The 20,305-nt window shown below is 34.2% G+C and carries 23 protein-coding genes; 13 read left to right on the plus strand and 10 right to left on the minus strand.

Annotated elements, in window-relative coordinates:
- Positions 1–18: 18 nt before the first annotated feature.
- The 5 genes from clpP to NAT50_RS01765 form a co-directional block, all read right to left on the minus strand.
- Entirely contained in the window at positions 19–675 is a 657-nt protein-coding gene (gene clpP / locus NAT50_RS01745) for an ATP-dependent Clp endopeptidase proteolytic subunit ClpP (RefSeq protein ID WP_250590869.1), read from the minus strand.
- Positions 676–828: 153 nt separating this feature from the next.
- Complete coding sequence (gene tig / locus NAT50_RS01750) at positions 829–2,154, minus strand: trigger factor (protein ID WP_250590871.1); 1,326 nt, start codon at positions 2,152–2,154, stop codon at positions 829–831.
- A 95-nt stretch (positions 2,155–2,249) separates the two neighbouring features.
- The gene (locus NAT50_RS01755; RefSeq protein WP_250590873.1) at positions 2,250–2,588 is read right to left on the minus strand and encodes a phage holin family protein; all 339 of its coding nucleotides are present in this window, start codon (positions 2,586–2,588) and stop codon (positions 2,250–2,252) included.
- 10 nt (positions 2,589–2,598) lie between these two features.
- Positions 2,599–3,366, minus strand: a complete 768-nt coding sequence (locus tag NAT50_RS01760; protein WP_250590875.1) for an alpha/beta fold hydrolase — start codon at positions 3,364–3,366, stop codon at positions 2,599–2,601.
- 1 nt (position 3,367) lies between these two features.
- Positions 3,368–4,093 carry a pyridoxine 5'-phosphate synthase gene (locus tag NAT50_RS01765; RefSeq protein WP_250590877.1) on the minus strand — a complete coding sequence of 242 codons (726 nt, stop codon included), beginning with the start codon at positions 4,091–4,093 and terminating at the stop codon, positions 3,368–3,370.
- A gap of 97 nt (positions 4,094–4,190) precedes the next feature.
- On the opposite strand from NAT50_RS01765, the gene NAT50_RS01770 reads away from it, so the two are divergent.
- The 8 genes from NAT50_RS01770 (at position 4,191) to murI (ending at position 12,469) form a co-directional block, all read left to right on the plus strand.
- Positions 4,191–4,850, plus strand: coding sequence for a CBS domain-containing protein (locus NAT50_RS01770; RefSeq protein WP_250590879.1), 660 nt, complete (start codon positions 4,191–4,193; stop codon positions 4,848–4,850).
- A gap of 48 nt (positions 4,851–4,898) precedes the next feature.
- On the plus strand, positions 4,899–5,783 hold the full coding sequence (locus NAT50_RS01775) for an NAD kinase (RefSeq protein WP_250590881.1): 885 nt from the start codon (positions 4,899–4,901) through the stop codon (positions 5,781–5,783).
- A 129-nt stretch (positions 5,784–5,912) separates the two neighbouring features.
- A complete protein-coding gene (gene porG / locus NAT50_RS01780; protein WP_250590883.1) occupies positions 5,913–6,596 on the plus strand; it encodes a type IX secretion system protein PorG in 684 nt (227 codons plus the stop codon).
- Positions 6,597–6,599: 3 nt separating this feature from the next.
- Positions 6,600–7,340, plus strand: a complete 741-nt coding sequence (locus tag NAT50_RS01785) for an isoprenyl transferase (RefSeq protein ID WP_250590885.1) — start codon at positions 6,600–6,602, stop codon at positions 7,338–7,340.
- The gene (locus NAT50_RS01790) at positions 7,273–10,035 is read left to right on the plus strand and encodes a BamA/OMP85 family outer membrane protein (protein ID WP_250590887.1); all 2,763 of its coding nucleotides are present in this window, start codon (positions 7,273–7,275) and stop codon (positions 10,033–10,035) included. Before NAT50_RS01785 ends, NAT50_RS01790 begins: the two co-directional genes overlap by 68 nt.
- Positions 10,036–10,072: 37 nt before the next feature.
- On the plus strand, positions 10,073–11,095 hold the full coding sequence (locus NAT50_RS01795; protein WP_250590889.1) for an OmpH family outer membrane protein: 1,023 nt from the start codon (positions 10,073–10,075) through the stop codon (positions 11,093–11,095).
- 29 nt (positions 11,096–11,124) lie between these two features.
- Positions 11,125–11,622, plus strand: coding sequence for an OmpH family outer membrane protein (locus NAT50_RS01800; protein ID WP_250590891.1), 498 nt, complete (start codon positions 11,125–11,127; stop codon positions 11,620–11,622).
- A gap of 67 nt (positions 11,623–11,689) precedes the next feature.
- Complete coding sequence (gene murI, locus NAT50_RS01805) at positions 11,690–12,469, plus strand: glutamate racemase (RefSeq protein ID WP_250591404.1); 780 nt, start codon at positions 11,690–11,692, stop codon at positions 12,467–12,469.
- 53 nt (positions 12,470–12,522) lie between these two features.
- Here the strand turns inward: murI and NAT50_RS01810 are convergent, their stop codons facing one another.
- Together NAT50_RS01810 and NAT50_RS01815 are read right to left on the minus strand one after the other, a co-directional pair.
- Entirely contained in the window at positions 12,523–13,032 is a 510-nt protein-coding gene (locus NAT50_RS01810; RefSeq protein WP_250591406.1) for a gamma carbonic anhydrase family protein, read from the minus strand.
- 49 nt (positions 13,033–13,081) lie between these two features.
- Positions 13,082–14,077: a PorP/SprF family type IX secretion system membrane protein gene (locus NAT50_RS01815; protein ID WP_250590893.1), complete on the minus strand. Its 996-nt coding sequence runs from the start codon at positions 14,075–14,077 to the stop codon at positions 13,082–13,084.
- Positions 14,078–14,265: 188 nt separating this feature from the next.
- Between NAT50_RS01815 and NAT50_RS01820 the strand changes: the two genes are divergently transcribed.
- The 5 genes from NAT50_RS01820 (at position 14,266) to NAT50_RS01840 (ending at position 16,770) form a co-directional block, all read left to right on the plus strand.
- Positions 14,266–15,162: a NifU family protein gene (locus NAT50_RS01820; RefSeq protein WP_250590895.1), complete on the plus strand. Its 897-nt coding sequence runs from the start codon at positions 14,266–14,268 to the stop codon at positions 15,160–15,162.
- A gap of 63 nt (positions 15,163–15,225) precedes the next feature.
- A complete protein-coding gene (locus NAT50_RS01825) occupies positions 15,226–15,426 on the plus strand; it encodes a dodecin family protein (RefSeq protein WP_250590897.1) in 201 nt (66 codons plus the stop codon).
- A gap of 111 nt (positions 15,427–15,537) precedes the next feature.
- Complete coding sequence (locus NAT50_RS01830; RefSeq protein WP_250590899.1) at positions 15,538–15,948, plus strand: ring-infected erythrocyte surface antigen domain-containing protein; 411 nt, start codon at positions 15,538–15,540, stop codon at positions 15,946–15,948.
- 67 nt (positions 15,949–16,015) lie between these two features.
- On the plus strand, positions 16,016–16,186 hold the full coding sequence (locus NAT50_RS01835) for a mechanosensitive ion channel family protein (protein ID WP_250590901.1): 171 nt from the start codon (positions 16,016–16,018) through the stop codon (positions 16,184–16,186).
- A gap of 44 nt (positions 16,187–16,230) precedes the next feature.
- Entirely contained in the window at positions 16,231–16,770 is a 540-nt protein-coding gene (locus NAT50_RS01840) for a mechanosensitive ion channel family protein (protein WP_250590903.1), read from the plus strand.
- Here the strand turns inward: NAT50_RS01840 and tsaB are convergent, their stop codons facing one another.
- The 3 genes from tsaB to NAT50_RS01855 form a co-directional block, all read right to left on the minus strand.
- Positions 16,771–17,430 carry a tRNA (adenosine(37)-N6)-threonylcarbamoyltransferase complex dimerization subunit type 1 TsaB gene (tsaB, locus tag NAT50_RS01845; RefSeq protein WP_250590905.1) on the minus strand — a complete coding sequence of 220 codons (660 nt, stop codon included), beginning with the start codon at positions 17,428–17,430 and terminating at the stop codon, positions 16,771–16,773.
- Between the two features lie 123 nt (positions 17,431–17,553).
- Complete coding sequence (locus NAT50_RS01850) at positions 17,554–18,888, minus strand: efflux RND transporter periplasmic adaptor subunit (protein WP_250590907.1); 1,335 nt, start codon at positions 18,886–18,888, stop codon at positions 17,554–17,556.
- Positions 18,889–18,894: 6 nt separating this feature from the next.
- Positions 18,895–20,223 carry a TolC family protein gene (locus NAT50_RS01855; RefSeq protein ID WP_250590909.1) on the minus strand — a complete coding sequence of 443 codons (1,329 nt, stop codon included), beginning with the start codon at positions 20,221–20,223 and terminating at the stop codon, positions 18,895–18,897.
- Positions 20,224–20,305: the final 82 nt, after the last annotated feature.

Genomic DNA, 20,305 nt, shown 5'->3' on the forward strand with positions numbered 1-20,305 from the left:
CTAAAACTGCAAACTGATTTATCTTCTTAACACTTCATCTATCATTCCGTACTGTTTTGCTTCTTCTGCAATCATCCAGTAATCTCTTTCGGAATCTTTGTATACTTTTTCAAATGGTTGTTTAGAATGATGTGCGATGATTTCGTACAATTCATCCTTTAACTTCAACATTTCTTTCAAATTAATTTCCATGTCGGTTGCTACTCCTTGTGCTCCTCCGGAAGGTTGATGAATCATCACCCTTGAATGTGGTAATGCTGACCTTTTTCCTTCGGCACCGGCGCATAATAACACGGCTCCCATAGAAGCAGCCATACCTGTACAAATAGTAGCTACATCAGGTTTAATATACTGCATCGTGTCATAAATTCCTAGACCCGCATAAACGCTTCCTCCTGGAGAGTTGATATAAATTTGGATATCTTTTGCAGCATCTACACTTTCCAAAAACAATAATTGCGCTTGAATGATATTTGCCATGTAATCATCGACACCAGTTCCCATGAAAATGATGCGATCCATCATTAGACGAGAAAATACATCTAATTGAGAAATATTCAACTGACGTTCTTCAATGATATACGGAGTCATACTACTTACAATTTTATCGTAGTACATACTGTTAACCCCGTGATGCTTAGTTGCATATTTTTTAAATTCTTTACCGTAATTCATTCTAAAGTATTTATGAGTTTGTACGTTAACTTGTTCAATTTATAGACTATGTACTCGTCAAAAGTTATACCTTTTTTGAATGCTGCCATTTTGTCTATAAAAAAAGCGTCAAATTATACAATCTGACGCTCAAATATAAGGATTTTTTACGGATTATTCTCCGTACATTTCTTTTACAAATTGCTCGAAAGTAACTTCTTTAGTTTTAAATTTGATGTTTTCTTTTAAGAAGTTCAACATTTTTTCGCTTAAAACTTGTTCTGACAAACGACGTACTTCATCTTGGTTAGACAATACACGCGCCACAATTCCGTCTACATCTTCTTGTGAAGGATCTACTTGACCGAATTGAGCCATTTGTTTTCTAATAACATCTCCAGCATAAGCTTTTAACTCTTCAAAAGTGATTTGTAAGTTATTTTCAGTGATGATTTTGCTTTCGATTAATTGATAACGTAAACCATTTTCTGATTTTGCATATTCTGCTTCAGCTTCTTCTGCAGTTAACGGTTTTTCTCCTACAGTCTGAATCCATCTTTTTAAGAAATCAGCTGGTAATTCTACTTGGTGGCTGTCTAATAAGAAAGCCGTTGCATCATTGAAGAATTTTTGATCTGCTTGTTGAGCAAATTGCTTTTCAGCGTCTTCTTTGATTTTAGCTTTTACTTCTTCAACAGAAGTTACAGCTCCAGGACCAAATAATTTATCGAATAATTCTTGATTTAACTCAGCTGGTTCGCTAGTAGTTACTTCTTCAATTTTGAAGTCTACATCAACCTCTAAACCATGAACCTCATCATGAGAAACTCCCATGTAATCCATTAATTTATGATCGTCTTCAAACAAACCTTTAGTTTGTAATGTTACTACATCACCTACTTTTTTGCCGATAAATGCTTTAGCAGCCTCTTTGTTTTTAAAAATATCTAAAGTAATCTGTGCCGGAGCATTGATTCCTTTTTCTTCATTGTTAAAAGTACCGCGAATATCATCATCTTCAGCCACAACCTCTTTGGCAATCATTTTACCAAATTGTTTTTGGATTCTAGCTACTTGTTCGTCTAACAATTTGTCATCAGCAACAATTTTGAAATACGTTAAATCGTTTTTACCGTCTAACTTTACATCAAATTGAGGAGCCAAACCTAATTCAAACTCAAATTTGAAATCATCTGCATCCCAATTGAAGTCTTCAGTGAATTTAGGAAGTGGATTTCCTAAAATATCTAATTTTTCATCAACTAAAAACTTGTTTAAGCTTTCCTGTAATAATTTGTTTACTTCTTCAGCTAACACGGCTTTACCATATTGCTTTTCAACCAAAGACATCGGCACTTGCCCTTTACGGAAACCAGGTATGTTAGCGCTTTTACGATAGTTTTGCAAAACTTTCTCTACATTCTCTGCATAATCATTTTTTGCTACTTCTACAGTTACCACTGCGTTTAACGCATCGATATTCGTTTTTGTAATATTCATTATTAAGTTTTTTACGTACTAAAATTGGGTGGCAAAATTACATAATTTATACCACCCAACAAATTTTATTTAACTGAATTTTAACCTGTTAATTTTTAGTCTTTTATAAACTTATACAATACCCATTCGGAAACAGAAAGCAAGACGCTAAAAAACATGGCTGTTAAAAAAGAGTCAATATCAAAGCCATCTACAAGATAATCGCACAATAAGACAATAATTGTATTGATGACTAAAAGAAATAATTCAAGTGTAAAAAACGTAATTGGCATGGTAAAAAACACCAAAATAGGTTTCAAAAAAGTATTCAACAATCCTAAAACTACAGCAACAACAACCGCAGTAGTGATTTTATCTACTTGCACGCCAGGCATAAAATAAGATAGCAAGATTACTATGATTGTCGAAATTAAAAGTCTTTTTAATAAGTTCATCTGTTTCTTTTTAAAGATTTAAATAATGTATTGATTTTTCAAAAAATTCTTTTGGATTTTCGGCATGCAACCAATGTCCTGCATTAGAAACACTTTCTATTTGGGCATTGGGAAAATGATGATAAATTGTTTCGAAATCTGAATCTAAAATATAATCCGATTTATCTCCGCGTAAAAATAACGTTTTTTTATCAAACTGATTTTCAAAAGGCAGCACTTGACCTATAACCGAAGGGTTTTCGGTAAAAACTTTCAAATTGAAACGGAAACCCAATTGTCCCGGCTCCACCCAGTATAAATTTTTCAGCAAAAACTGTCGTGTTCCAAAATCAGTTATGTATTCAGAAACTATGGCTTCAACCTCTGCACGAGACGGTTTTTTTGAAAAGTCAACAGCATTCAACGCTGCTAAAATTGTCTGATGATGCGGAGCATAAAATTTAGGTCCAATGTCTGCTACAATTAACTTTTCAACCAAATCTGGATACGTTGTTGCCAATAACATGGCTACTTTACCTCCCATGGAATGACCTATAACCGCAACTTCAGTCAAATTATAATGCTTACAATAATCTACTACATCTTCAACCATGAAATTATAGCCCCAATCTTCCGAATGAAAACTTTTTCCATGATTTCGTAAGTCTAGCACATGCACCTCATAGCCCTCTCCCGCATATTGTGACGCTAGGGTTTTCCAATTATCTGACATACCCAGAAAACCATGAATTATGAGTAACGGTTTCCCTTTCCCTTCAATTTTTGAATGCAACAACATTTTATTTTAATTTTTGAAGATACATCTGTACTACATTCTCTAGACCCAAATATAAAGATTCGGAAATTAAAGCATGACCAATAGAAACTTCCAATAGACCTGGAATATTCTGATTAAAAAATTGAATATTGTCCAAACTCAAATCATGACCTGCATTAATCCCTAAACCTAACTCATTAGCTAACTTCGCTGCAGCTACATAAGGCAGAATACCATCTTTGTTGCCCAATGCATACTGATAGGCGTAAGCTTCAGTATACAATTCAATTCTCTCGGTACCGGTTTCTTTTGCCCCTTCAATCATTTCCAAAACTGGATCCACAAAAATAGAAGTTCTAATACCATTGCGTTGAAATTCTGCAATTACTTCTTTAAGATAGGCTTTATGCTGAATAGTATCCCAACCCGCGTTAGAAGTTAGAGCACCGATAGCATCAGGAACCAAAGTCACCTGAGTGGGTTTGCACTCTAAAACCAAATCGATAAAATTATGCTGAGGATTTCCTTCTATATTATACTCTGTATACACTACATTTTTTAGATCTCGTGCATCCTGATAGCGTATATGTCTTTCATCTGGTCTAGGGTGGATCGTGATTCCTTGCGCCCCAAAACTCTGAATTCGTTTAGCAGCTTCAACCACATTCGGTGTAGAACCACCACGCGAATTACGCAATGTGGCAATTTTATTAATATTAACACTTAACTTACAATGATTCGGTGTCATTTTAGATACATTTTATTGTGATGGCACAAAAATACGAACTTAAACAAGGTCATTCTCTTATTTTTTAATTATTTTGCATTGGAATAACCGAACCGTTATGAATACACTTTTAGATTATATCAATCAGGATTTCAAACCTTTCGACAGTAAAGAAACGATATCACAAGTACAAGATTTTTTTGCCGATATGAATTTTTCACATTTTCCAGTCGTGGAAGATGGTGTTTTCATAGGAAATATTGCCGCTGAAGATGCAGAAACACTTGATTTCGACAGAAATTTATCTCATTATAAATATAATTTCGAAGGCTTTTTTACTAGAAAAAATTCGGTTTTACTAGATGTTTTAGACGATTTTGCCAAAAATGAGACCAACATTATTCCTATACTCGATGAACTCAACAATTATATAGGATACTACAAATTAGAAGATGTAGTAAAAGTTTTTAACGAAACTCCTTTCCTAAAAGAAATTGGCGCGATCATTATTGTTGAAAAAGGAATAAACGATTATTCTTTCAGCCAAATTGCACAAATAGTAGAAGGCAACAGAGGTCGATTTCTAGGAGCTTTTGTTTCTAATGCCGATAGAGAAAAAGTTCAAATCACCATCAAATTAGGAGAAGGTGGCATTAACGACATTATTCAAACTTTTCGCCGTTACGAATACGAAATTATTTCCGAGCATCAGGAAGATGAACATCTAAAAACACTCAAAGAACGTTCCGATTATCTGGATAAATATTTGAATATATAATTATTTCTGTTATACTTTTGTATCGATTAACCTCAAAATTAAAAATTAATGAAAGTCGCAATTTACGGTCAGTATTATCAAAATTCTACTTCGCCTATCATTGGGCGACTTTTACAATTTTTGAAAAACAACGGGGTAGAATTCAGCATGGAAGTTGTTTTTCTAAAAATGCTTCAAGACCATAATGCGATTAGCTTTTCGATACCTACCTTTTCCTCTTACAGCGATTTAGATCATAGTTACGACATGCTGATTAGTGTTGGAGGAGATGGAACTTTTTTACGTGCCGCAACCCTTGTTCGTGATTTAGGGATTCCCATTCTAGGAATTAATGCCGGGAGACTAGGTTTTTTGGCCACGGTACAACAGGAAAATTTAGAACGCTTTTTACAACTGGTTTTAGAAAAAAAACACACCATCTCCAAGAGAACCCTTCTCAGTTTAGATTGCTCACCCGAAATCGATGCTTTCAAACAATTAAATTTTGCCATGAACGATGTCACTGTAAATCGAAAAGACACTACTTCGATGATTACAATCGACACGTATTTGAACGACGAGTACCTTACATCCTATTGGGCCGATGGTTTAATCATCTCTACTCCCACCGGTTCCACAGGCTATTCGTTAAGTTGTGGAGGCCCAATACTAGCACCAACTACTGAAAGTTTGGTCTTAACCCCCATTGCACCACATAATTTAAACGCTAGACCTATTGTAATTCCGGACGACACCGTAATCAAATTAAAAGTTTCCGGAAGAGAAGAAAATTATTTGGTTTCTTTAGATTCGAGAATTTCAGCGGTAAAAAACAATTCAACCATTACCATAAAAAAAACCTCCTTTAAAATAAACATGGTCGAAATCCCCGAAGAGACCTTCCTAAAAACATTACGCAACAAATTACTTTTTGGAGAAGACAAACGTAATTAGGAGCCAAAAAATACTACATAAGATACTTTTTCGTTTTAAGTAGAATAAAATTACTAACAATTGTAGGAGATTCTCAATTTTCACTTTGTTAAGTGGTCATAATTAGTATATTTGCAACCTATTATAAAAATGAAGAAAGTTTATTATATCATAACGCTTTTGTTAACAGTACCTTTTGCTCATGCACAAATTCATGAATTGGGTATATTTGCAGGCGGAAGCAATTTTGTAGGCGATGTGGGACGAACCAATTACATTCATCCTAACGAGCCTGCTTTTGGTATTTTATACAAATGGAACAAGAGTCCGCGTTTTGCCTGGAGGTTTTCCGCTACGCGAGCAAAAATCTCAGGAGATGATTCGGATTCGGATATTTCTGGGAGAGTGGAAAGAGATTTAGCGTTTGAAAACACTATAACAGAATTTTCAGCAGGTTTTGAATTCAATTTTTTTGATTTTGACCAACACGAATCAGGCTTTTTTATGAGCCCTTATCTTTCATCGGGTATAAATTATTTTTTATACGATAATTTGTATGTGATGAACAAACAATATAAAACCGACGATAATTCGGGTAGTTTTGCTCTACCTATTATTGCAGGTATTAAAATGAAGATTTCGCCCAATTTAATTCTAGGATTAGAAAGTGGTGCCCGTTATACTTTTGCTGATGATATTGATGGTAGTTTGCCCAAAAACAACTCGTTAGAGCCGTACAAATTTGGCAACATCAATAGTAAAGATTGGTATATATTTACGGGGGCTACACTAACCTATACTTTTGGTCAGAAACCTTGTTATTGCAGAGAATAATACATGAGCTTATTAAATAAAATTAACACAGACAACCTCCCTAAGCACTTAGCCATCATCATGGATGGGAATGGCCGTTGGGCCAAACAAAAAGGTATGTTACGTGCTTTTGGCCATGAAAACGGCACCAAAAGTGTAAGAACAACTGTGGAAGCTTGTGCCAGATTAGGCATCGAGAATCTAACGCTTTATGCTTTTTCTACGGAAAACTGGAATCGCCCAAAATTAGAAGTTGAATTACTCATGAAACTTTTAATTTCCTCTCTAAAAAAAGAATTGGAAACGTTGGTCAAAAACAATATTAAGCTAAACGCTATTGGTAATCTAGACAATTTACCCAAAGTAGTTCAAAAAGAGCTTTTGGAAGTTATCGAAAAGACCAAAATGAACACCCGCATGACTTTAACTCTAGCGCTTAGTTATGGATCTAGAGAAGAAATCTTAAATGCTGTTAAAAAAATATCAGATAAAGTTAAAAATAATATAATTTCAATTGATTCTATTGATGAAACCGTATTAAATAATCATCTTTACACACATGATCTAACCGATGTAGATTTAGTGGTACGAACCAGTGGTGAACACCGCATCAGTAACTTTTTACTATGGCAAATTGCTTATGCCGAATTTTATTTTACCGATGTATTGTGGCCAGATTTCACAGAAGAACATTTATATGAAGCCATCATTAGCTATCAAAAAAGAGAACGAAGATTTGGAAAAACAAGTGAGCAGATTAAATAATTTATTACGATTCAGAAACAACCTTAAATTAGGATTGTTGTTTTTTTTATTAAGCCAAACGGCGATTATAAATGCACAAGACAGGGTTCCTTTTGATCAAGGAAAAGTTTATATACTAAAAAAAGTTTCGGTAACTGGAAAAGTAACCTACAATGAACAAACCATTGTAACTTTTGCTGGTTTACAGAAAGGGCAATCTATTACTGTACCAGGGGAAGAAATCAGTAATTCTATTAAGAAACTATGGAAATTGGGATTGTATAACAATGTGAATTTCTATGTAGATCAAATCGAAGGCGATAGTATTTCTTTGGAACTTAACCTAAACGAACTTCCTAAATTAAAGGAAGTTAAATTCGTAGGTGTTAAAAAAGGAGCTATAGAAAGCTTAACGAAAGACAACGCATTAACTCCAGAAAAAATAGTTAATGAAAATCTTATCACCACTACTAAATACTATATAGAAAATAAGTATAAAAAAGATGGTTTTTTCAACACAAAAGTAAACATCACTACTGTAGAGGACACTACAACTATTAATCATGTGAACATGATTATTAATGTAGACAAGGGAGATAAAGTAAAAATCAAGAAAATCAATGTTAATGGTAATTCAAAAATGGCCGACGCAAAAGTGCGTAAAGCTATGAAAAACACCAAACAAAAAAGTCCATACAATCCTTTACGCATCTTCAAAGCTTCTAAATTCATTCGAGATAAATACAAAGAAGACCTAACTTCTATCGTTGATAAATACAAAGAAAATGGATACCGTGATGCACGTGTGGTTTCTGACTCTGTGGTATACAACAAAGAACAAAATGAAATCACTATCAACTTAAACATTGAAGAAGGAAACAAATATTATTTTGGCGATATCAATTTCATAGGAAACACTGTTTATAGCGACCAAGTTTTATCTAGAATATTAGGAATTAAAAAAGGGGATGTTTACAACGGAGTCTTACTAGATAAACGTATTGCAGATAAATCTAAGCCAGACGGAGAAGACATTACCAACTTATACCAAAACAATGGTTATTTGTTCTCTAACATTAACCCTGTAGAAGTTAAAACAGTTAATGATACCATCGACTTGGAAATTCGTGTTATTGAAGGTCCATTGGCTTACTTCAACAAAATTTCGGTTGCTGGAAACGATAAAACAAACGATAAAGTTATTTACCGTGAATTACGTACTAAACCAGGAGAAATTTACAGCAAAGAATTATTGGTAAGAACAATCCGTGAAATTGGACAATTAGGTTTCTTTGATGCGGAAGCTATAGATCCTAAATTTGAAAATGTTGATCCTGCAGCGGGAACGGTAGATATCAAATACAACCTAATAGAAAAAGGAGCGAGCCAAATCGAACTTCAAGGAGGTTACGGTGGCGGTGGTTTCATCGGAACCCTAGGATTATCTTTCAATAATTTCTCTATCGGAAATATATTTAAGAAAAACGCTTACAAACCACTACCTATGGGTGATGGACAAAAATTGTCATTGCGTTTACAAGGAAGTACTTATTTCCAAACTTACAGTTTCTCTTTTACTGAACCTTGGTTTGGAGGTAAAAAACCTGTTCAGCTTTTCGGATCGATCTCATACAGTAAACAATTTTCAAACAACTTTGTTTACAATCAAGTAGATAAATCTAGAAGTTTTAACATCTTTACCGCTTCTTTAGGATTGGCTAAGAGATTACGTGTACCGGATGATTTCTTTGTATTATCTAATTCATTGAGTTACCAACACTATTCATTAAACAACTACAACATTGGTTTGTTTACTTTTGGAAACGGAACTTCAAGAAACTTAAGTTATACTATTGGTTTATCTAGAAATAACAAAGGTGTTAACCCAATTTTCCCTACTTACGGTTCTGAATTTAGTGTAACTGCTAAATTTACACCTCCTTATTCTCTTTTCAACGGTGTAGATTATGCTAACCTTGAGAATGAAAAAGATTATAAATTAAAATACGGTCAAAATTCAAGAGGTTACCAAATTATTTCAGACGGGATACATGAATTACAAGAAGGTGATTATTTAAAAGAATCTACTCCTGGTTCTGGTACTTATCAATACGCAGAAACTTGGCAACAAGCTGCAGCAGATAGATCGTTAGTGGATCAGAAAAAATTCAATTGGTTAGAATACTATAAAATCAAATTCAAAGCCGAATGGTATACCAAAGTTTACGAAAAATTAACGCTTCGTTCTTTAGGAGAGTTTGGTTTCATGGGCGCATACGATCAGGCAAGAGGACTTGTACCTTTTGAAAGATTTTATCTAGGAGGAGACGGTATGGCCAATTACTCTATGGATGGTCGTGAAACTATTCAGTTAAGAGGTTATCCTAATAATTCCTTAACCCCATCCAATGCAAGAGGAGAACAAATTGGTGCAACTATATACAATAAATTCTCCCTAGAATTGCGTTATCCTATTACACTAAAACAAGCAGCATCAATATATGCATTGACTTTTGTTGAAGGAGGTTCTGCTTATTCTGAATTTAAGAGCTATAATCCATTCAACCTAAAACGATCTGCAGGAGTTGGTATTCGTGTATTCATGCCAGCCTTTGGATTATTAGGAATTGATTTTGCTCATGGATTTGACTCCATCACACCAAACGGAGCCAAAAACGGTTGGGAAACTCATTTTATCATAGGTCAACAATTTTAGTTATATTTGATATCACAATCAACATAAAAAACAAACTATGAAAAAGCTTTTTTTATTAATCGCATTCTTTACCGCCTCGAATTTTGCCATCGCACAAAGCAAAGCTGGAATAAGAATAGGCTACATTGACATGGATTATATCCTTGAAAATGTACCAGATTATAAAGAAGCAGAAAACCAACTTGAACAAAAAGCCCAAAAATGGAAACAGGATATTGAAGAACGAAAAAACAAAATCCAAAAACTAAAAGAGGCTTTAAAAAACGAAAAAGCGTTATATACCAAAGAATTAATTGAGGAAAAAGAAGAAGAAATCAAATTTCTTGAGACTGACCTTATCGATTATCAACAAAAAAGATTTGGTCCTCGTGGCGATTTAGCCATTCAAAAAGAAACGATTATCAAACCGGTACAAGATCAAGTTTTCAATACGGTACAAGATCTTGCAACTGCCAAACAATATGATTTCATCTTTGACAAATCTTCTGATATGACTATGCTTTTCTCTTCGAAAAAATTTGACATCAGTGACCAAGTAATACGTGTAATAACACGCGCTGAGAAACGCGAAGAATTAAGCAAAAAGCAGCAAAGACAATTAGAAGAAAAGGAAGAACAACAAGACGAAATTGCTGACAACGCTGCTTTATCAGAAAGACAACGTTTACTAGATGAGAAGAAAGCTAAAAGAGAAAAGATTTTAGAAGAACGTCGCAAAACAACTGAAGAAAAAAGAAAGACCTTTGAAGAGAATCGCAAGAAGCTAATTGAAGAACGTAACAAAAAAAATTCTGGCACGACAATTGATTCTTCTAAAACAGAAAACAACAACGTTTCAGAGAATGTTTCAAAAAACACAAGCAATACTGAAAGTAACAAAACAGTTCAAGATTCAGTAAAAAAAGCGAAAGAGGCTGAGCGACTGAAAGCAATAGAAAACAATAAAAAAGCATTAGACGATCGCCGAAAAGAATTGGAAGCAAAAAGAAAAAAAATCCTTGAAGAAAAAGAAGCCGCTAGAAAGGCTAAAGAAGAAGAATTAAAAAAGAAAAACAATTAAAATTAATTACACTTATAAATACTAAAATGATGAAACAGATTAAAACTTTACTTATTGCTGCAGTAATGATGTTAGGGGCTAGTTCAATGAATGCTCAAGCTAAAACCGCACATATAGATGTACAAGAATTATTGTCTAAAATGCCAGAAATGACATCTGCAAAAGCACAATTAGACAAACTAAATAAAACTTTCGAAACTGAATATTCTACTATGGTAACTGAATATCAGACAAAAATGAGAAAATACGAAAGTGAAGCAGAAACTGCTACAAAAGAAGTAAACGAAACTCGTGCTAAAGAAATGCAGGACATGGGGCAACGTATTCAACAATACAGAGACAATGCTCAAAAACAATTACAAGACAAAGAAACAGAAATCATCAAGCCAATCATGGATAAAGCAAAAGCTGCTATCGTTAAAGTTGCTAAAGCAAAAGGATATCAGTATGTAATGGACGCTTCTACTTTAATTGTTGCTGATGGTCCAAACTTATTCGAAGACGTTAAAAAAGAATTGAAATTCTAATTCCATACAAAACTAATTTTAAAAAACTGCGTTAATGAGTAACGCAGTTTTTTTTTATATTTGTTTTATGAGTAACACCAACCCTATAGGCCTATTTGATTCCGGTATAGGAGGCACCTCCATCTGGAAAGAAATTCATCAACTGCTACCAAACGAAAATACCATATATTTAGCCGACTCGAAAAACGCTCCCTACGGCAAAAAAAACAAGCAAGAGATCATAGACCTATGCTGTAAAAATGTAGACTTTCTATTGGCACAAAATTGCAAAATGATTGTCGTGGCTTGTAATACGGCAACCACCAATGCGATTAAAGAGTTAAGAGAAAAGTACCAAGTTCCATTCATAGGAATTGAACCAGCCATCAAACCCGCAGCCAATCAATCCGAAACTCAAACCATAGGGATATTAGCAACCAAAGGAACGCTACATAGTGAATTATTTCACAAAAGAATCGAAAGTTTTACCAACGTAAAAATATTTGAACAAATTGGTTACGGTTTAGTAGAGCTCATTGAAGAAGGAAAAATTGATTCGGAAGAAATGATGAATCTACTCAAAATATACCTAAGGCCAATGATTAAAGGCAATATAGATTATTTGGTATTAGGCTGCACCCATTATCCTTATTTGATTCCTAAAATAAAACAAATACTGCCACCGCATATTAAAATTATCGATTCAGGGGAAGCCGTAGCCAAACAAACTAAAGCTGTTTTAGAAAAACTAGACTTGTTAAATAAAGAAAATAAAAAAGGCAACGCTACTTTTTATACTAATAGCGATGCCTCAGTTTTGAAAAAAATCTTAGGATTTTCTGAGAATGTTTTCGAGAAGGATTTTTAAATAAAAAGTATTCCTAAAAAGAATATTTTCATTTTTATTGATGCATTTGTATTCTATTTGAACCAACTAGAATACATCACATAATTGTTAGAAATCCTTTCAATTTCACCAGCAAAATTACTCTGATCAATATCTTTCACCTTTTTTGCAGGAATACCGGCATAGATAGTCCCTGATTCTACCACTGTATTTTGAGTTACTACACTTCCGGCTGCTACTATAGCATTGCTTTCGATGACACATCCATCCATAACAATAGCTCCCATCCCTATTAAAACATTGTCTTTTATCGTGCAACCATGTACAATCGCATTATGACCGATAGAAACATTATTCCCTATAATCGTTGGATGTTTCTGGTACGTACAATGAATAACTGCTCCATCTTGAATATTAACTTTATTACCAATTGTAATAAAATGAACATCCCCACGGATTACCGCATTGAACCAAACACTACACTGTTCACCAAAAATGACATCACCCACTATAGTAGCATTTTCGGCCACGTAACAATCCTCTGGTATTTGAGGATACTTTCCATTTACTTCTTTTATAAGCATCATCTAAAAATAATAAGTCCCGATAAATCGGGACATTATGTTATATATTTTAATTAACTGCAGGACATTTACAACTATATTTCTCTTTTCTACAAGAAAAATCAAATCCAAGGGTAATTTGATGAAAACCTCCTGTTTGGAACTTAATATCACCCATCACATTGGAATAGGTATAAGCCACCATAAATTTCTTATAATTTACACCCACCAAAGGAGTGATATATTGTAATTTTTGACTGTTAATTTGCGTTCCATCTCGATATTGAGTACCATCAAAACTTCTTCTATAAGACAAACCACCCCAAATCTTTCCAAAATCAACTTCTTTGTAAACTTTAAGGTTCAAATCCATAGCTTTTTCTTTAGTACGCTCCGTTAATTGAAACATCACAGAAGGTTCAAAAGACAACTTTTGCATATTTCCAAAAACATATCCTGTACTGAAGATATATTTTCTCAAATTATCCGATTCAAAATCGGTGTATAAGTCACGACTTCTAAACAAAGCATTCTTAACCGTACCGTGTACATAAAAATCTAAGAAATTATACGAAGCACCAAAATCGATATTGAAATAAGTAGAACGCTGAATGATTCCTGCGATAATTGGATCAAAATCTGTCAAATCGAAGCTAGTTTCATCTAATTGATTTTGTACTAAACCAGCACTTAATCCAAAAGACAACTGATTTAAATCGGCTGCACTTCTTGAAAACATCAAATGATGCGCGTAGGTGATTTTCGCTCCTTTCTGTGAATGATAACCATTCTTATCGTTAAATAAAACAGCACCAATTGCAGAACCTTGATCTCCAATTTTACTATTAAAACTTAATGTTTGAAGAGCAGGAGCATCATCGTTTCCAAACCATTGATTTCTTGCTGTTAGTCTTATTTTAGCACAATTCGAAGCACCAGCCATAGAAGGATGCAAAAGGTAATAATTATCGGTCAAATAATCCGAATAAACCGGAATTCCTTCTTGTGAAAAAGAAAGCTGACTAACTAAACAAAGGAAAAGTAATTTAATCTTCTTTAAATTCATGTCTGATAGATTTAGAAACTTCAAAATCTTGCTAAAACAAACTTAGGTTCAAGAAATTGAAAAACGGTCAAAGATATAATTTTTGTTCAAAAAAACACATTATTTCAAAGATAAACGTTAATAAAAATTTAAAAAAAAACAAGTTTAATTTCCTAATAGTTTGTTTAGTAACTTTGCAAAAAAAACAGATGAAACTGATCACAATAAAAGAAACAAACAATCCGAGTATCTTAAAATTCGAATTCTCATACTTTATTAGCCCAAATCAAAGTTTCGAATTCAAAAACATTGATGAATGTGCCGATTCTCCCTTGGCGCAACAATTATTTTACCTACCATTTGTTAAAACTATTTACATTTCTGGCAATTTTATAGCCATAGAAAAATTCAGCATTGTAGAATGGGATGATGTGAAACATGAAGTTGCTGATCAAATAGAAAACTACGTCAATGCTGGCGGAGAAGTAATCAAACCAAAAGAAGCTCCTAAAAAAGTTCCTGTTACTGTTTACGCAGAAAGCACTCCGAATCCGGCGGTAATCAAATTCGTAGCCAGTCGATTACTTACAAAAACCATTGTAGAATGTAAAAACATAGACGAAACTGAAGCGTCTCCACTTGCAAAAGAATTGTTCAAATTCCCTTACGTGAAGGAGGTTTTTATCGATGAAAATTACATTTCTATTACCAAATACGCGGTAAGCGAATGGCAAGAAATCACGAATGAAATTAGAACTTTCATTAAAGAATTTATCGAAAATGGAAACATTGCCGTTGACGAGACCAAGGTTGTCAAATCTGAAAAACAAGACAAACAAGAAATCAAAAACTTTGATACATTAGATGTAACCTCTCAAAAAATTATCAATATTATTGAAGAATACATTAAACCCGCTGTAGCAGCCGATGGTGGAAACATTCTTTTCGATTCTTTCTCAGAAACCGATAAAAAAGTAAAAGTAGTACTTCAGGGAGCTTGTAGCGGATGCCCTTCTTCCACCTTTACCTTAAAGAACGGAATAGAGAATATGCTTAAGGAAATGCTTCAAGATCAAGATATTAGAGTTGAAGCACTGAACGGCTAACATTTGTTTTTAAGATTTTAAATGATTAATTTTAAGGATAATAATCATTTAAACTAAAAAACTATGTCAGTATTAAAAGTAATCGAGGTGTTAGCACACTCGGAAACCAGTTGGGAAGATGCTACAGCAAAAGCCGTTTCAAAAGCATCGAAATCGGTAAAACACATCCGTTCCGTGTATGTTCAGGAACAGAGTGCCACAGTTGTAGACGGTAAAGTGAGTCAATACAGGGTAAATGTAAAACTAACTTTCGAAATTGAATAAGAGCAAATTCTTATATTAAAAGAGCGTTTCAATTTAAGAAACGCTCTTTTAGTAATACTTAGATTTTTTTTGTAATATTACAGTAATACTAATCAAAAAAACAATTAAAAAATGGGAATTGGAAGTTTTTTTAAAAACCTATTTGGTCCGAAAGGAAAAGTAGAAGAAATCACACACAAAGTAGAAGAATTTGCCGAAGACGCTATTGCTCAAGCTAAAGAAACCACGGCACCTTTAGTAGAAAAAGCAGAAGACCTAGCGGAACAAGCATCAGAAAAAGTCAAAGAATTTATCCCTAAAGCGGAAGAGACATTGGAGAATGTAGTAGAAACCGTTAAAGAGAAAGCAGAAGTAGCGATTGATAAAGTTGAAGAATTTACACATAATGCTGTAGAAGCAGTTAAAGAAAAAGTGGCTGATCTCACTCATTCTCATACAGAAGAAAATCAGGCAGCAACAACTACGGAAACATCACATACCGAAGAAGGAACAACGGAGAACAGCGAAGAAGAATCAAAATAATTTAATCAAACAATTCAAACAAGAGGTTGGTTTTGCTGACCTCTTCTTCTTTTAATACAACCATAAAATGAACGTTTACATTGAAGCAATAAAAAAAATTCTATTTGAAATTTCACCTAAAATAATAACTGCTCTTCTAATTCTTTTTGTAGGACTATGGGTTACTAGTTTAATTACAAGAACCTTCAAAAAAATAATGCGCAGTAGAAACATAGAACCTACCCTCTCTAATTTTTAGGTAATCTTATTTTTTGGGCTTTACGTGTAATTGTTTTTATTGCTGTGGTATCAAAACTAGGAGTAGAAACCTCTTCTTTTGTAGCCATTCTTGGTGCTGCCGGTTTAGCCATTGGTCTTTCTTTACAAGGCTCTTTATCTAATTTTGCCGGTGGAATCCTTATCATACTTTTCAAACCCTTCAAAGTTGGTGATCTTATCGACGCACAAGGAGACATTGGAACGGTAGAAGAAATTCAAATCTTTTCTACTAAAATAACCACTGATCACGGTCATGTCGTTTACATACCTAACGGAATTTTATCCAACGGAAAAATCAAAAATTTCTCTCAACTTCCGACACAAAAAACAGATTTCGATTTTACCACCAGTCACGACGGAAATCTTAACGAATTCAAAAACAAACTTCACACTGTAATTAATAATCATGGATTGATTTTGAAAGATCCTAAGCCTGAGATCAATCTATCGAGTTTTACGGATACTTCGGTAACTTTTACCATCCAAATATGGACTAGAAACAGTGATGCTTCAACGGCAAAATCAGAGATACTTGAAGAAATAAGAAATTATATCAGAAATTAACTATTTGACGATAAGAAAATCTTTTAGGTAGAAAGGCTCAAAGTATGCGACATCGACTGTCTCCTTTTTTTGAAATTTCTCATAGGCTGGAGCATTCATATCTTTCGCTGATGGAAAGACAATATCGTCATGAAAAATGAATTTTGAATCGGTCAATACCGTTTTACATTTCTCAGCACCATCACCAATAATATGCATCACAGCATCAATATCTTTATAAGAATCAGCATCAATAATCTCAGAAATGATCTCTCGAGTTTTTTGATGTTGTGAATCAAAAAAAGCGGTATAACATTCCATTCTTCTGGCATCAATCATTGGGACAATAGTTCCATTGTCGACCTCTAACTGTCTTGCTAGCGTTTCGAGAGTGTCAATTGCTATTAATGGAATTTGTAATGAAAAACACAATCCTTTGGCTGCAGAAACCCCGATACGCAATCCGGTGTACGATCCTGGTCCTTGACTCACAGCAACTGCTTTTAAGTCCTTGAATGTTAGATTATTTTCGGATAGAATTTCTTCTATAAAAACATGTAATTTTTCGGCATGCGAATAGCCATTTTCTGCTATTTCTTTGCAAGCAATAGTTTTGCCGTCTAAAGATACCGATACTGAACAATTTTTAGTTGCTGTTTCTATGGATAAAATGTAAGTCATCGCTGTATTTTCTAAGTAACAAAGATAGGTAAAAAAGAAAAAGCTCAAACGGTAACATGATTTGAGCTTTTTTTAGAATTAATCAACTATAAATGACTTAAAAGCACCTAAGAAAAATTAAATTTAACTCTCTTTAGCTCCTTTACGTTCTGCTTCTAATTCGGCTTTGGTTTTAACTCTAACTTTATCGCCGGGATTCAATTCTTTAGAAATCATATTATAAGGTCCTACCACGATGGTTTCCCCTTGTTTTAGACCAGATAAAATCTCTATGTAAGTATCGTCCTGAATACCTGTCTCTACCACACGAATTACCACTTTATCATCTGTTTTTACAAAAACACATTCGTAACGCTTTTCGTTGTTCGATTTTGTTTCCTCCACAAGAGCGCCTTCTTTCACCTCTTTTTCGGTATCATCAGATGATTTATGATTCGCAGTGGTATCTTTACGCATTACCACCGCACTGATAGGAACAGCTATTACTTTTTCCTTGCGAGTAGTTATGATATCAACCGTTGCGGTCATTCCCGGTCTAAATGGCGAATAATTCGATGATTTCCCTTCTAGTAAATCAGCATATGACTCTTTTACAATTCTTACTTTCACTTTGAAATTCGTTACCTGATCGGCTGACAAAGCAGTACTCGCTGAATTGGAAATACTGGTCACGATCCCTTTGAACTCTTTTTTCAAATACGCATCTACTTCTACTTTGGCCTCATCTCCTATTTCGATTTTAACTATATCATTTTCATTCACATCAACTTCCACCTCCATATTGTTAAGGTTTGCTACACGCATCATTTCTGTACCAGCCATCTGCTGAGTTCCCAAAACACGCTCACCCAATTCAACATCAAGTCGTGATATAGTTCCACTCAATGGCGCATAAATCGAGGTTTTCCCCAGGTTTTCTTTCGACTCATTTACCGTAGCCGAAGCACTTTGCACATTAAAGTATGCCGCTTCTTTGGCAGCACGAGCTCCTTCAAAAGCAGCTACCGATTTATCCCATTCTGCACGAGAAATAATTCCTTTTTCAAATAATTTTTTATTGCGCTCATAACTAGCTTTGGCTTCGTTAAACTGAGCATCCGCTTGACTTAAATTGGCTTTGGTATTCGAAAGTCCCGATTTAGAACGTTTTAAACCGGAAACATACAATTCGGGATTCACACGAACCAACAAGTCTCCTTTTTTAACGATTTGGCCTTCTTTAACAGGTAAATCAATAATTTCTCCAGAAACCTCAGAAGAAATCTTCACTTCTACTTCGGGCTGAATTTTTCCTGTTGCCGAAACTGTTTCTACTATGGTTCGCTGCTCAACACGGGCAACTTCAACAATAGCCTCTGTTTTGCCACCACCTAGAACTCCATTTTTTCCCAAGAAATAAAAGATGGTTAGACCAACTAAGGCTCCACCCAATAAAAGATATTTGGTTTTAACAGACATAAATAATTAATTTTTAATAATGGGTATTCCGAAATAAAATTCCAAAATTTTAATTCTGAAAATATAATCGTATTTGGTTCTTAACACTTCAGATTGCGCTCTTTCCATGGCGGAAGTAGTTTGAGCAAAATCGAAAGCATTCAACATTCCTATTTCGTATCTCGCTTTTGAAAATTCATTTGCTTTTTCTCTAGCTTCCAATGTTTTTTGGGCTGATTCGAAGGACTTTCTAGCATTTATCACGTCACTGTAAGCCTGAAAAACATTACGCTCTAGATCGAGTTCCGCTTGTTTTAAAGCTAAATCAGTTCTCTCCACATTTAGTTTACTTCGCTGTACTCTTGTTCTAGAAACAAGTCCATTCAAAATGGGAACGTTAAGTTGTAACCCATACGCTGTACCATCAAAAATCGTAATCTGATCGTTAAAAGACAAAGGGATATTGTTCGACCATCTATTATTATACCCTAAAAATGCCGTAAGAGTAGGATAGTAACCCGCACGTGAAATTTCGACATCTTTTTTAGCTAATTCCAAGTTATAACTCGCTATTTTAATATCCTTAACCGACTCTTTTGCTTTGGATAAAATCGCTTCAGGAGTTTCATTTTCGATGGTAGAGATTTGCACCGGATACTCTTGATCTGCTATATCAAAATTAGCATAGTCATCCAACAACATCATTTGACTTAAATTGATTTTAGCAATCAACAACGTATTTTCAGTATTCACTAATTGTTGTTGCTGACTGGCTAAAGTCGCTTCCAATTCATACATGTCACCCGCAGGTAAATTTCCGGCTTCGATGAGCTGTTTGGTTCTTTCTATATTTTTTTCGGTAATTGATATTTGATTTTTAAAAACTTTTACCTGCTCTTTGTTAAAGAGAATCTGTAGATAGGCGTTGGCAATATTTAAAGCTATATCATCACGCATTTTGTCTAATTTATAAGTATTAGCAACACTACTTAACTTCGCTCTTTGTAGCTTTTTCCAATTTTTAAGACCACTAAAAACATTAACTCCCATACTTGCAGCAGAACTAAACGACCTGAATGTTTGATTTGAAAACTGATTGGTAGTTGGATTAATATTCGTTCCAGTATTTACACTATAAGTAGCATTAGCATTGAGTGAAGGCAAAAAAGCAGCCTTAGCTTCGAGTTTATCGATGTCTGATGAATTAGAATCTAGCTCCGACTGTTTGATAGAAATGTTATTTTGATATGCGTAATTTACGCATTCCTCTAAGGTCCATTTTTTTTCTTGACAATAGCTGCTAATAGCACTAAACGTCAAGACCAATACAACTATGTTTTTTTTTAGGAATATCATTTCTATTGAAAGTTTGACAACTATACTTACAAATTTAATTATTTAAATAATAAGACTCTAAGCGGTTTATTTTGTTACAGTA

The organism is Flavobacterium luminosum, assembly GCF_023635005.1.
In the GTDB taxonomy this organism is placed as follows: Bacteria; Bacteroidota; Bacteroidia; order Flavobacteriales; family Flavobacteriaceae; genus Flavobacterium; species Flavobacterium luminosum.

Bases quoted from the DNA above. Each gene is read 5' to 3' on its own strand.
- NAT50_RS01830 (WP_250590899.1), top strand. From the start codon at position 15,538: ATGGGAATTGGAAGTTTTTTTAAAAACCTATTTGGTCCGAAAGGAAAA.
- NAT50_RS01760 (WP_250590875.1), bottom strand. From the start codon at position 3,366: ATGTTGTTGCATTCAAAAATTGAAGGGAAAGGGAAACCGTTACTCATA.
- NAT50_RS01855 (WP_250590909.1), bottom strand. From the start codon at position 20,223: ATGATATTCCTAAAAAAAAACATAGTTGTATTGGTCTTGACGTTTAGT.
- NAT50_RS01775 (WP_250590881.1), top strand. From the start codon at position 4,899: ATGAAAGTCGCAATTTACGGTCAGTATTATCAAAATTCTACTTCGCCT.
- NAT50_RS01765 (WP_250590877.1), bottom strand. From the start codon at position 4,093: ATGACACCGAATCATTGTAAGTTAAGTGTTAATATTAATAAAATTGCC.
- NAT50_RS01825 (WP_250590897.1), top strand. From the start codon at position 15,226: ATGTCAGTATTAAAAGTAATCGAGGTGTTAGCACACTCGGAAACCAGT.
- NAT50_RS01770 (WP_250590879.1), top strand. From the start codon at position 4,191: ATGAATACACTTTTAGATTATATCAATCAGGATTTCAAACCTTTCGAC.
- tsaB (WP_250590905.1), bottom strand. From the start codon at position 17,430: ATGACTTACATTTTATCCATAGAAACAGCAACTAAAAATTGTTCAGTA.
- NAT50_RS01785 (WP_250590885.1), top strand. From the start codon at position 6,600: ATGAGCTTATTAAATAAAATTAACACAGACAACCTCCCTAAGCACTTA.
- NAT50_RS01810 (WP_250591406.1), bottom strand. From the start codon at position 13,032: ATGCTTATAAAAGAAGTAAATGGAAAGTATCCTCAAATACCAGAGGAT.
- tig (WP_250590871.1), bottom strand. From the start codon at position 2,154: ATGAATATTACAAAAACGAATATCGATGCGTTAAACGCAGTGGTAACT.
- NAT50_RS01850 (WP_250590907.1), bottom strand. From the start codon at position 18,888: ATGTCTGTTAAAACCAAATATCTTTTATTGGGTGGAGCCTTAGTTGGT.
- NAT50_RS01815 (WP_250590893.1), bottom strand. From the start codon at position 14,077: ATGAATTTAAAGAAGATTAAATTACTTTTCCTTTGTTTAGTTAGTCAG.
- NAT50_RS01795 (WP_250590889.1), top strand. From the start codon at position 10,073: ATGAAAAAGCTTTTTTTATTAATCGCATTCTTTACCGCCTCGAATTTT.
- NAT50_RS01820 (WP_250590895.1), top strand. From the start codon at position 14,266: ATGAAACTGATCACAATAAAAGAAACAAACAATCCGAGTATCTTAAAA.
- porG (WP_250590883.1), top strand. From the start codon at position 5,913: ATGAAGAAAGTTTATTATATCATAACGCTTTTGTTAACAGTACCTTTT.
- NAT50_RS01755 (WP_250590873.1), bottom strand. From the start codon at position 2,588: ATGAACTTATTAAAAAGACTTTTAATTTCGACAATCATAGTAATCTTG.
- NAT50_RS01800 (WP_250590891.1), top strand. From the start codon at position 11,125: ATGAAACAGATTAAAACTTTACTTATTGCTGCAGTAATGATGTTAGGG.
- clpP (WP_250590869.1), bottom strand. From the start codon at position 675: ATGAATTACGGTAAAGAATTTAAAAAATATGCAACTAAGCATCACGGG.
- NAT50_RS01835 (WP_250590901.1), top strand. From the start codon at position 16,016: ATGAACGTTTACATTGAAGCAATAAAAAAAATTCTATTTGAAATTTCA.
- NAT50_RS01790 (WP_250590887.1), top strand. From the start codon at position 7,273: ATGAAGCCATCATTAGCTATCAAAAAAGAGAACGAAGATTTGGAAAAA.
- murI (WP_250591404.1), top strand. From the start codon at position 11,690: ATGAGTAACACCAACCCTATAGGCCTATTTGATTCCGGTATAGGAGGC.